10 protein-coding genes and 1 pseudogene are annotated in these 10,727 nt (G+C 63.9%); 4 read left to right on the top strand and 7 right to left on the bottom strand.

Translation table 11 applies throughout. From position 1 onward, the window contains the following. Positions 1–347: 347 nt before the first annotated feature. Positions 348–683 carry a hypothetical protein gene (locus tag PSV23_RS01025; RefSeq protein WP_300465650.1) on the bottom strand — a complete coding sequence of 112 codons (336 nt, stop codon included), beginning with the start codon at positions 681–683 and terminating at the stop codon, positions 348–350. 830 nt (positions 684–1,513) lie between these two features. On the opposite strand from PSV23_RS01025, the gene PSV23_RS01020 reads away from it, so the two are divergent. Together PSV23_RS01020 and PSV23_RS01015 are read left to right on the top strand one after the other, a co-directional pair. Further along, entirely contained in the window at positions 1,514–3,169 is a 1,656-nt protein-coding gene (locus PSV23_RS01020) for a hypothetical protein (RefSeq protein WP_300465649.1), read from the top strand. A 43-nt stretch (positions 3,170–3,212) separates the two neighbouring features. Continuing rightward, positions 3,213–4,430 carry a hypothetical protein gene (locus PSV23_RS01015; protein WP_300465648.1) on the top strand — a complete coding sequence of 406 codons (1,218 nt, stop codon included), beginning with the start codon at positions 3,213–3,215 and terminating at the stop codon, positions 4,428–4,430. 6 nt (positions 4,431–4,436) lie between these two features. On the opposite strand, the gene PSV23_RS01010 is transcribed toward PSV23_RS01015, so the two are convergent. Beyond that, positions 4,437–5,024 (bottom strand): recombinase family protein, encoded by a 588-nt coding sequence (locus PSV23_RS01010; protein WP_300465647.1) that lies wholly within the window; start codon positions 5,022–5,024, stop codon positions 4,437–4,439. A 439-nt stretch (positions 5,025–5,463) separates the two neighbouring features. On the opposite strand from PSV23_RS01010, the gene PSV23_RS01005 reads away from it, so the two are divergent. After that, positions 5,464–6,030 (top strand): hemerythrin domain-containing protein, encoded by a 567-nt coding sequence (locus tag PSV23_RS01005; protein ID WP_300465646.1) that lies wholly within the window; start codon positions 5,464–5,466, stop codon positions 6,028–6,030. Positions 6,031–6,558: 528 nt separating this feature from the next. Further along, complete coding sequence (locus PSV23_RS01000) at positions 6,559–7,272, top strand: cytochrome b/b6 domain-containing protein (protein ID WP_300465645.1); 714 nt, start codon at positions 6,559–6,561, stop codon at positions 7,270–7,272. A gap of 99 nt (positions 7,273–7,371) precedes the next feature. Here the strand turns inward: PSV23_RS01000 and PSV23_RS00995 are convergent, their stop codons facing one another. From PSV23_RS00995 to PSV23_RS00975, 5 genes and pseudogenes are all read right to left on the bottom strand, one after another. Further along, positions 7,372–8,409: a cell wall metabolism sensor histidine kinase WalK gene (locus PSV23_RS00995; RefSeq protein WP_300465644.1), complete on the bottom strand. Its 1,038-nt coding sequence runs from the start codon at positions 8,407–8,409 to the stop codon at positions 7,372–7,374. Next, positions 8,406–9,083 (bottom strand): response regulator transcription factor, encoded by a 678-nt coding sequence (locus PSV23_RS00990; protein WP_300465643.1) that lies wholly within the window; start codon positions 9,081–9,083, stop codon positions 8,406–8,408. Before PSV23_RS00990 ends, PSV23_RS00995 begins: the two co-directional genes overlap by 4 nt. Beyond that, the gene (locus tag PSV23_RS00985; protein WP_366524182.1) at positions 9,023–9,442 is read right to left on the bottom strand and encodes an ATP-binding cassette domain-containing protein; all 420 of its coding nucleotides are present in this window, start codon (positions 9,440–9,442) and stop codon (positions 9,023–9,025) included. The genes PSV23_RS00990 and PSV23_RS00985 overlap by 61 nt, the downstream gene beginning before the upstream one ends. Beyond that, positions 9,435–9,782, bottom strand: a complete 348-nt coding sequence (locus PSV23_RS00980; protein ID WP_300465642.1) for a hypothetical protein — start codon at positions 9,780–9,782, stop codon at positions 9,435–9,437. The genes PSV23_RS00985 and PSV23_RS00980 overlap by 8 nt, the downstream gene beginning before the upstream one ends. A 243-nt stretch (positions 9,783–10,025) precedes the next feature. After that, positions 10,026–10,667 (bottom strand): annotated as a pseudogene (locus PSV23_RS00975) (magnesium chelatase domain-containing protein); the annotation flags it as partial. Positions 10,668–10,727 lie beyond the last annotated feature (60 nt).

Here is a 10,727-nt window from a genome sequence, read left to right as displayed (position 1 = left end):
ACACCTCCACTTTGGCACATCGATGCCGTCGGGGGGCGTCCACCCCATCGCTTTCCGGCAGGTCGCAGTCGGCCTCATTGATGCGGCAGAGGGAACCGTCAGGGTATCTGACGGAGTTCAATTCAGGACTTCGTGGGGAAGGCAGTAGCCTGTCGGGGTCGTGTCGTTCTGGCCTTGCGGTGAATCTCAAGGAGTGAGTTCTTGGTCTGGGTATCTTCGACCGTCTGTCGTCTTGGTCGTTCTGCTCATAACTCTTCACAGCGAGCCTGACGGATCAGTTCGCGGCGGACGGTTAAGCGAAACCCCGGCAACCGACGCGTGGCGAAGGATTGCCCCAGCTGGGGAGGCTATGTCTGGCGGCTGGCCGCCTCTGATAGAAACAGATTGTCGGAGGTCCAGGGCGTGATCTCCTTCGACAGGTAGCGGCCCCATCCCGGCACGTCATAGGCGGGCTGGATGTCGATGGTGCCGCCGGGCACAAGCTTACGCCATATGGCCGTCGCGGCTTCATGAACGCAGTCTAGGTGCTTGTCTCCGCAGGTCATGGCGAGGTGGACGTGAAGGTTCGTGTCGAGGTGTTCGATCACCGCGATGTAGGAGGACCGTTCGTCCGCACGGTTGAGCCAATTTCTGCCGAGCGCCGCATGGTCCAGCATGGCGTGAAACAGTCGGGTCTTCTGCATGGCGCCTGCCGGTAATGTGGGGCGATGGAAGGCCAGGGTTATCGCCAATGAGGGTTTCGCGTCCGCAATAAATTGGGCGACGGACGGTCGATAGGACGCGACAGTGACGGAGGTCGGGAGGGTCATTTTGGACCTACCGAGCCAGTGCTGCCCCATGACGCGATTTCGTCGGCCGTATAGGTCCGCACCGGCTCGCGCTTGATGTGCGACCAGCAGCCCTTCTTGGCCGGAGGCGGCGCGAAGGCGGCCTCTCGCGGGCGGCCCCTGTGTTTGTTTCGTTGCCAGTCCATCTTCGCCATCTGCGCCCTCCGAGGAAAAACTGAAGGGGCGGCCGCTGGGCCGGCGCCTTCGAATTCTATTTATCCCTGGGGGTCCGAGCGGCTTTGGCTGTCGCGGCTCGCGGAAGCCACAATGAAGCAAGCAGCCATGCAATCGGACGATCATCTGAGTAAAATCGCTGATAATATCAGCGAACCGAAAGGTTCGGGAAGTACATCTGTGACTTAATCGCCACACTTCCAATCGTTGTTAAGTGTTCGTGTCGATTTTGATTGCCGTCGGGTGGGGTTGGTGTATGACGGCCGCATCGGAAGGGACGGCGGGATTGGCGCCGAACCGGATTTCATGCCGCCAGTTGGTTTCGGCCAACGTCTCGGCATCGGTAGGTCTCCTGACCATCCGCGTGGGCGAAAAGGACCCAGGCACGCCTCCGATAGGCACCCCGCAACGGCCATCCCGGCCCTGCGGTCTTTCAACGACCACGTTGGAAGTCTGGTGTCCTAGCTGCGTGCTGCCCGGCCTTTCAACGTGGTCTCCCCAAGGAGACAGACGTGACGAACATTTCCGATCCAATCGTCAGTGACGACGACCTGATCAAATCGCTGCAGGCTCGACATGCAGCGAACCTTAAGCCCGGGCTGGATGGGCACGCCGAACGACGGAAGCTCTACCTCGAAACGGCTCTCGCGTACGGCAGGTTGGGGAAGGACAACGCTGCCCTGATCAAAGCGGCAGAAGACCTCGGTGCCAAAAAGAGGAAGGGGCAAGACGCCTCTTGCTATCTGGCCCCGGGTTTGGTCGGCGTGAAGCTCAAAGATTATACGGGCGACGCCTACGACAAGGTCAAAGGTCGCCTCCAGACGGTGGCGGGGGTTCTGAAGGCGGCAGACCATTTGGCCGGCCCCCACGGCGGCTTGGCGAACATAGACCTCGGAAAGCTCGGGGGGTTGTTCGGTGACGCGACAGCTTTTCAGAAGGCGGTCAAGGCGACCCTTCGGGACATCAGGACGGCCGAAAAGGCGACCGTGGCCGGAGACTTCACGATTGCCGATTTCCAGGGCGAGGATGACGCAGCGGAAGTCAAGGCGACTGCTCGGGTCATCGAGACGCTGAAGGCCTACCCGTCGATTGCGGAGGTGACCGGTCTGAAGCTGAGCCAGCCGGGTCGACTGTTTGTCCTTGTCGGCCTCGACGATGAAGACGGCACGCGCATCTCTCGCCAGTTACAGCTTGGGCCGGAGCAGATTGCTGCTCTCCTGCCCAAAGATGACCTCTCCAAAGTCGATGGCATGGTCAACGGCGTCGCGGAGGCATTCGCCCTCGCCAAGTACCTCTTCCCGGACCGGACCAGCAGCTACCCGTTGGACGCAGACGAAACGGTGACCAAGGCCACACGGATGCGCCAGAGCACTCGGACGATGCTGATAAAAGGGACCCAGCTCGAGGTCAGCCTCGGGCACGTGGATCAGCCGACGATGCTCATGGTCACGACCTTGAATGACCCTGCGGGCACGGGCGTAACCGAACCTCACGTCGTGCTGGGCAGCTCACGTCGGGTGTTCGAGAGCATCATCATCCCGGAACACACCCGCGTCGCCTATAAGTGGGGCGGCCTAACCAAGCCTGAGGATAAGAAGAACCGCGTTCTGCGCTTCACGAGGTCGGACCCGGACCGTGTCGTGGACATCGGCCTAATCCCGGCAGGCGATTGGGGCGACAGTATTTACCAGAAGCCGTTCGCACATCGGTTGAGCGCCGAGTACAGCGACGTTGGAGTCCGAACCATTAGCGATGAAGTGCTCGCCCGGCTGAAGGCGGAAGTGCTCGATGACAAAACCGCGCGCAAAGTAGCGGATGTCGTCGTCCGGATGAAGGAGGGCAACCTGCTCATCAAGTTGGGGACGGCGTCGAACCTGCAGTACGACGCCGCGCTCGATGGCGGCCGTGCTGATGAGTTCAAGTTGAACATCGGCGGTGAGGACTTCCGTCTGGCCCTATCTGCCGCGATGGCCGGGACCACCGACGATCAGGTTGGCATCTCGGGTGACGCGCGTGGCGTGGTCCGCATTCAATGGAATGGCCGGGGCGCAAAGCATGCGGTCTACATCGCCAAGAAGGACGGGGACCGCCGGGACAGCGCGGGTCTGTTCCAGCGCTACGACCGGATGACGTTCCCGCACGTCGTGGTCATGAAGGGGGCCGCCTAAGGGACGGGGGCGGCTTCGGCCGCCCTCAACCCGGCGTTCCATCATGAAAGCCAGACACCTAGATCCCGCGCGGGCGCAGTACGCCGTCGCGCTACAAGACCCCTTCATCAGGGGCGCCGGGGGCGGGGTTCTCCCGCGTCCCCTGCCCGCTGATATTATCAGCGACGACCTGAACTTCCTCGATCCGCTGAACCCGCACTTCGCGTCACCCTTCGCGTTGGTGTCGTGGGGACAGTATCTTCGCGGTCAGCCCCAAGGTGCGCCCGGCATCGTCGGCGCGCGGGACCGGGACAAAACCACGATCCTGGGCGACAGCGGGGGCTATCAGTTCATCGGAGCCCCGACTTTGTACGAGGGGGCGAGCACGGCGCGCAGGTCCGTTTCCTGGCTGGAATCCAACACCGACTTGGCGATGACCCTCGACATCCCGACCCGAGCCATCAACCCGTCGGGGCGCTGGACCTCGTACGAAGATTGCTTGGCCGATACGCTGACGAACCTTCGCGCGATCACGGACTCCCGGGGTTCGACCTCGACCCGGTTCCTGAACGTGCTCCAAGGTCGGGACGCGGCCGAGTGCCGACATTGGTACAAGGCGGTGAAGGACTACCAGTTCGACGGCTGGGCGTTCGGCGACGAAAGCCGCCAACTTCCGATCATGCTCGAACTGGTCGCCCGGATGGTCGACGAAGGTCGCCTTGGGACACACCTTCATGTTCTTGGCTCAAGCAGCATGACGCGAGCCGTTGAACTGACGGCCCTGAAGCGCGCTCTCGCCGCGAAAGGGATCAAGGTTGAAATCACCTTCGACACCGCGACGCCCAGCATCATGGCTGCCAATAATCAGCTTGTGAGTTGGCTCAGGGCCAGCAGAAAGGAATTGGTGTCCGGGGTCTTGCCTCTTGCTGTGGACCCCGACCTACGCGACCAACACTTGACCTTTCCAATCCCGGAAACCTTTGTCGGAAGCCGCGTGGACACGGCGGACCTAATCGTCCGGGGCGGGACCGCTCAGAGTGGGATCGACGCGGTTTCGCATCTGCTCCTGACCCACCACAATATCGAACAGTCGCACCGGCTGATCGAGCAGGCGAACCGGGTCGTCGACCTTGCTGCATACCGCACCGACATGGCACCGGCGGCGCTCCTGCTGCGCCTAAACGACATCAGGAAGTTCCTGACCCGCGCCGACCCGAAGAAGTACATCAGCGGACATCTCGGGGGCTTCAGCGAACCGCTCGATCCGGAGCGTTCCGAATGATCGTCCTCAACCGGGTGCAGTTGGAACTCCTGGGCTACTCTTCTGGGTGCCCTGCGCTCTGGTCGCCCGATAGACAGTCATCCGCGAAATGCCGAGCAGACGGGCGACCTCGGTCGGGCCGGCACCCTGTGCTGACAGTTCACGTATCGCGGCCAAATCGACTGACTGTTGCCGACCCTTGTATGCGCCGCGCGCCTTCGCCGCCTCGATACCCGCCCGCTGACGTTCCAGAAGAAAGGACCGTTCGAGTTCGGCGACCATGCCGAGCGTCGTAATAACAATGCGGCCGAGGTCGCCGCCCGTGCTGATCTCGGGTTCAAGGACGCGCAGGCTGGCACCTTTGGCTTCGAGCTCGGCCACGATGTTCAGAGTGTCCCGCGTCGATCTGGCGAGACGGTCGAGCCGGACGACGACGAGCTCATCTCCCTCGCGGATGAAATCGAGGATCGCTCCGAGCTCCCCGCGCCCCTCGCGGACTGAGCCCGTGACCTTCTCGGCGCGGATGGGCGCGCATCCGTCCCGCGCCAGTCGATCGATCTGTGACTGGTAATCCTGTCCCGCGCTGCTGACCCGCGCATACCCTATCCTCGCCATCGTCCCTCCCGGTGTAACAATAGGGGGAACTCTGCTGCCGTCCGTCACAAAGAGCGACCAGCCAGGCATATGTGACACGGCAGCGGGTGCCGGGGCGTAACAGCCGGGCGTCACGCACGGGTGTAGTCATACTGTACATCGCCCGCGACTGCGGGGTCCGCTGCTGACTCAATGCGGCGATTGGCGACGTCCGGTTTCGGGCAGGATGCTGAACAGCCGGCGAATACGCAGGTCTGACTCATAACAGCGGCTCCAAACGTCCGGTGTCAGGGTGCGGTCAGCGTCAAGATCTAGACCTGCGTCGAAACGGAGATCGACCATGTCAGCCATCCCCACCCCCCGATCAGAACCATCAAGACTAGGGACCTCGGCGCGCGCCTCGCCCACTGGCTGCTCGTTGCCTCGATCGCCAGGGCCTTCCCCTCGTCGGAAGGCGACCATGAGGCTCAAAAACGAAGCTCTGATCTGGCCGGTGCTCCTCGCGGCATTGCTTGGCGGGTGCGAAAGCGAACCAACCGCGCAGCAACAACAGCGGTCTGAGCAGGAAAGGGCTGCGACGCTTCAAACCCCCCAATCCATAGCCATCGAACACGGCGAACTTCACGAAACGCTCGCTCGAGCGGCGGGAGAAGGTGGCGAGGTAGGAGCTGCGGCTGGCGAGTTGGAACGCGCGCTCGCACCGCATTTCAAGCGTGAAGAGGAAATTGCCACGCCGCCACTCGGCCTGCTGCTCCCCTTGGCGCAGGGCGATGCGACGCCGGAGATGCGATCTGTCCTGCTGATGACGGATGCACTCGAACGCGAGCTGCCCCAGATGCTCCGCGAGCACGACGCCATCCGTATGGCGGTGACGAAATTCCGGGCCGCAGCCGAACGCAAAGGGCAGCAAGACTATGTTCGCTTTGCCGACAATCTGGCAGCTCATGCACGGCAGGAGGAGGAGATACTTTATCCCGCTGCCATTTTGGTCGGCCGCCATGTTGCCGGAACTGCACCTCAGCGGTAGCAGGCCCCTAGCCCTCAGTTTCACTGGATGTTGGTGATCGCCATCGCGGTGGCGCTCCTATCCTCTGATGAAGACAGCACCCTCACCGCGTCGCATCACCGTCGGCCGAATAGTTTTACGGGTCCTGTGGGGGGTTCATAGGGAAGAACTGAGCCGCTTCCCCGATTTATCCAGACTTCGCGGATAGCGCTTCACATCCGTGCCGCTGCGTTGAGAAGAGAACCCCCGCGTTGACGGCCGTGAGCGCTAACAGGATCCCGACAGCTGCGCTCAGCGGATTGAGGGCGAGCGAGGTGGGGACGCGGCGAACGTCGTCACGGGGCTAGTTCATACTGCGATACGATCCTGCGGCCTTCACACTCGGCGACGGTGGGTCCTTCGAGCATGCGCTGACGCTGTGTGAGCCGAGACGGGGGCCGAGTGACTGGCGTTCCTAAAATCTTCGTCTTGGGTCGGTCGCGATTATAGCCACGGTGTCAGGGTGCGGTCAGCTTCACAGTCCAGATATCCCCCGAACGGAGATCGACCATGTCAGCCGCCGCCACCCTTGCGATCAGAACCATCAAGACCTGGGACCTCGGCGTGCGTCTGTTCCACTGGCTGCTCGTCGCCTCGATCGCTCTGGCCTTCCTTTCCTCGGAAGAAGACAGCATCCTTTCAACTTGGCATGAACCCGCCGGCTGGGTCGCGGCGGTTCTGATCGCGTTCCGGCTAGTATGGGGCGTCGTCGGGGGCGAGCATGCGCGGTTCGCCAATCTGATCCGGCCGTCGCGGCTAAAGGGGCATGTCACGGGCCTGTTCGCCGGCCGGGTTCATGCCTCGCTTGGTCACAATCCTCTGGGCGGAATTGCGGTTATCGGCCTGCTCATCCTCGCCGCCGCGACGATGTTCACCGGCGCCGCCGGCGATGAGGATATTCACGAGGCCATTGCTTGGACCCTGCTGGCAATGATCGCCCTGCATGTCGGTGCTGTCATCGCCATGTCGTTTCTGACCCGGGACAACTTGATCGGGGCGATGATTACCGGCCGGAAGAAGACGACCCATTTCCCCCATGCGCGGGATGCCACGCCTCCGGGCCGCCTTGCCGTGCCTCTCGCGATGCTGGCAGTTGCGGGCTCTGGCTATGTAGCGATGCGGATCGACCCCAACGCCTTCGCGCCCGGCGTGAGGACGGAGGCTGCGGAATCATCCGAACTGGAAGAAGGCGGGGAACGCGCCCATGGGGAAGATGAGTATTGAGAGGGCCGAATCTTCGCTGAACGACCGTGCCAAAGAGCTGCGTCGTTGGCGCCACGGACAGCGGCGCGCAGCCAACCGATTCGCGCGACCAGATGACGTTCAAGTCGGCTCATGATCAGTCCTTCCGACGGGAGGGAATCTGAGAATTAGTTCTGACCGGTCCGGACGAGTCTCGAGCCGGCCGCCATGCGCCGCCATGATACGCGACACAATTGCCAAGCCGAGACCCGCGCCGCTGCTGCTGGCATGATCGCCCCGCCGGTGGCGTTGACTGAGCTCGGCCAGGCGAGTGGCCGCGAGACCGGGGCCGCCGTCCATGACCGAAAGCAGGAGCCCCGGGCCCGCGGTCACCGTAACCACGCCCCCGTCGGGCGTCACCCGCAGCCCGTTTTCAACCAGATTGCGCAGCGCGGCCGCGACCGCCTCGCGACGCCCTTCGACGGCTGGCGCACCTTCCAATTCAAGAGCAAGCGACTTTCCCTCGTTCGCCGCGAGGGGGGCGTATTGGGCGACGATCTCCGCGGCGACCCCGGCCAGACCGACCGGGGTTGCGGTTGCCGGCGCCGCCGAATGGGCGTCGAGCTGCGCCAGCATCAGCAGCTGATCGACCAGACGCGACATGGCGGCGACGTCCTGCTTCAGCCGCCGTCCGTCCTCGTTGTCCAGCCCGTCGAGCTCTAGCGCCAGCACCGCCAGCGGCGTCCTCAGCTCATGAGCCACATCGGCGGCGAAGGCTTCCTGTCGAGTGGCGGCTAGGTCCAACCGCGCCAACACACCGTTCACGGCGCCCGCGAACCCCCTCGCTTCGGTAGGAAAGTCTTGGGCATCGACCCTGAAGCCCTTGTCGGCGGTTTGGGCGGCCTCGATCCGCGCCGCTGCAACGCTTAGGGGTCGCAAGGACGTTCGGATGACCCAGAGGGCTGCCAAGGTCATCGGCGCAATCAGCACGAGAAGGGGCACGACTACATGATCGGCGACCTCGTTGGCGATGCCGACGAACTGGATTTCGTCCCGCCGCGAGCGCGACAACAGGCCGTATTCAATCCCCACGAACAGCAGCAGGATGGTCCCGCCAATGAGGCCCATCAGAGCGAAGCCCAGCACCAGCCGCCGGAAGATGGACGACGACGGGGTCACGCGGAGGCGTCCCGCATCAGATAACCCAGACCCCGCACCGTGTGCAGCCGGCCCGTGCAGCCGGCGTCATCCAATTTGCGCCGCAACCGGGACACTGCCACCTCGACCGCATTGGGGGTAACGGGCTCGTTGAAGGGGTAAAGCGACTCCTCCAGGACCCCGCGTGTTACAACCGAACCGGCCCGGCGCATCAGCACCTCCAGAAGGTCCCCCTCACGGCGCGAGAGGTCGATCGACGTGTCGCCGCAGGTCGCCTGGCGCGAGGCGACGTCGAATGCCAGATCGCCCAGCGCCAGAACCGGGCTGATGCGCTGCCCGGGCCGGCGCAGGATCGCCCGGCACCGCGCTGCCGCTTCGGAGATTTCGAAAGGCTTGACCAGATAGTCATCGGCCCCGGCATCCAGACCGGTGACCCGATCCTCAAGCCCGCCCCGCGCGGTCAGTACGAGAACCGGCGTCAGGTCCGACGAACGCCGGAGGGTCCGCACCCAGTCTAGCCCGTCGCCGTCCGGCAGCCCCAGATCGAGCAGGATCAGGTCATAGGCCACGTTGGCGGCGGCTTCGGTCGCGCCCTCCAGGTCCTGGCGCCAGTCGACTGCAAAGCCGTCGCGGGTCAGCCCGTCCCGGAGCAACGCCCCCAGCCGCGCCGAATCTTCAACGAGCAACAGACGCATATCGATATCCGTTTTCTAAGGCAGCACGCTTCCCGCCACCCTACAGGAAAAAGACCAGATTTCCCCGCATCACCACTGCCCCAGGCTGACAGAACCCTGACGGTCGCCCGCCATCTCCACCTGCCCCGTCCTGAGCCGCTCGCACCCCGCCAGTTTGCCCTTTCAGACCCCGCCGGGACCGGCTCGATCACCGCGCCCATGCATTTGAGCAGGGTGCTCTTGCCCGATCCCGAAGGGCCGATCAGACCGACGACCTCTCCGGGGGCCACGTACATGTCCACGCCCCGGAGCGCATGGACCGCTGTCTCGCCTTCACCATAGGTCTTGACGAGATTTTCGATGCGGATGCCGTCAGCCACCGATCGCCTCCGCGGGATCGACCCGGAGCGCGGCGCGGATGGCGAGCAGGCTGGCGACCGCACAGATCACCATCACCGCCACGAGGCCCCGCACCGAGTCGCTCGACAGCAACAGCACATATTTGGGAAAGATCGGCGCCCAGACCGTTGCGGCCTCGAAGCCTACTGGCGCACTGCCGAAGCCAAAAGTCCAATTCGGGCGGCATTTTCGCCGACATTGGGCTTCGGCAGAGGATTTGGTTGGTAGAAGTCGGTCGTTCGACTCGGCCGGTGCCCGCCAATGTCCGGAATCCGCGCACCGCCCAAAGTCCGTTCCTGGCGCATAGCCGACCTTGCCCATGGTCAGGCCGGTGGTGCTGGCCTTCCGCTCGCTTCACGCAGAACCGACAAGTAGCCGGGCGCCACTTCCATCCGACCTAACACGCCCTTTTCTCTGAGCTTCTCGTGCAGGGCAGGTAGTTTGTAGCTGTTGACCCACATGAACATGTGGTGCCCGGCGTGTACGCAGCCCGCAGCCGGGTCGGCTCACGGCACGCCCGAAAGCTCGACGTTCAAAGCTATACTGTTGAAATAATACACTGAACAGATTGTGGCCGCCCGCCGCCGCGATCTCCAGCGCCCGCTTGGCGCTCTCCTGTCCCTTGACCTCGCGCAGGTCGGGGACCGCCGCGCCCATCCGCACAGGGCCGGGTTCGGGCGCTCGCAGCACCTGACTGCCCTTGAAATGGTTGACCAGACCGATCAGCGAGCGCGGTGCGAGGATGTTGACGTCGCCGGCCCAGGCGGCCTCGGGTCCGTTGGCTTCCGGGCAGATCAGGCCCAGCCCCATGGCGGAGGCGGCGACCGCCGCCGGCAGGGTTCCGCCAACCGGGGCGATCTGTCCGTCGAGATTCAGCTCGCCGACGGCGGCCCAGCCATCGAGAGCGTCGGGCGCGATCACGCCCATGGCCGCCAGCAGGGCCAGGGCGATCGGCAGATCGAAATGACTGCCCTCCTTGGGCAGGTCGGCGGGGGCCAGATTGGCGATGATCCGCCGCGAAGGCAGGGCCAGCCCGATGCCGGCGAAGGCGCCGCGCACCCGCTCGCGGCTTTCGGCCACGGCCTTGTCAGGCAGGCCGACGATGGCGAAGACGATCGGCCCGTCATTGCCGACCAGCTGCACCTCGACGTCCACCCGCCGCGCCTCGACGCCTTCGAACGCGACCGTCACCACCCGAGCCGCCACGGCGCCCTCCCGCTGCACGGAAGGGAACGAAACACGAACTGATCGCTTTTGCAATCCTCG

It is taken from the genome of Brevundimonas sp. (assembly GCF_029946145.1).
Taxonomy (GTDB): Bacteria; Pseudomonadota; Alphaproteobacteria; order Caulobacterales; family Caulobacteraceae; genus Brevundimonas.
The sequence above is the reverse complement of the archived record's forward strand: the minus strand, read 5'-3'. Positions and strand labels throughout refer to the sequence as shown.

Bases quoted from the DNA above. Each gene is read 5' to 3' on its own strand.
- PSV23_RS01025 (WP_300465650.1), bottom strand. From the start codon at position 683: ATGCAGAAGACCCGACTGTTTCACGCCATGCTGGACCATGCGGCGCTC.
- PSV23_RS01015 (WP_300465648.1), top strand. From the start codon at position 3,213: ATGAAAGCCAGACACCTAGATCCCGCGCGGGCGCAGTACGCCGTCGCG.
- PSV23_RS01010 (WP_300465647.1), bottom strand. From the start codon at position 5,024: ATGGCGAGGATAGGGTATGCGCGGGTCAGCAGCGCGGGACAGGATTAC.
- PSV23_RS01005 (WP_300465646.1), top strand. From the start codon at position 5,464: ATGAGGCTCAAAAACGAAGCTCTGATCTGGCCGGTGCTCCTCGCGGCA.
- PSV23_RS01000 (WP_300465645.1), top strand. From the start codon at position 6,559: ATGTCAGCCGCCGCCACCCTTGCGATCAGAACCATCAAGACCTGGGAC.
- PSV23_RS00990 (WP_300465643.1), bottom strand. From the start codon at position 9,083: ATGCGTCTGTTGCTCGTTGAAGATTCGGCGCGGCTGGGGGCGTTGCTC.
- PSV23_RS00980 (WP_300465642.1), bottom strand. From the start codon at position 9,782: ATGGGCAAGGTCGGCTATGCGCCAGGAACGGACTTTGGGCGGTGCGCG.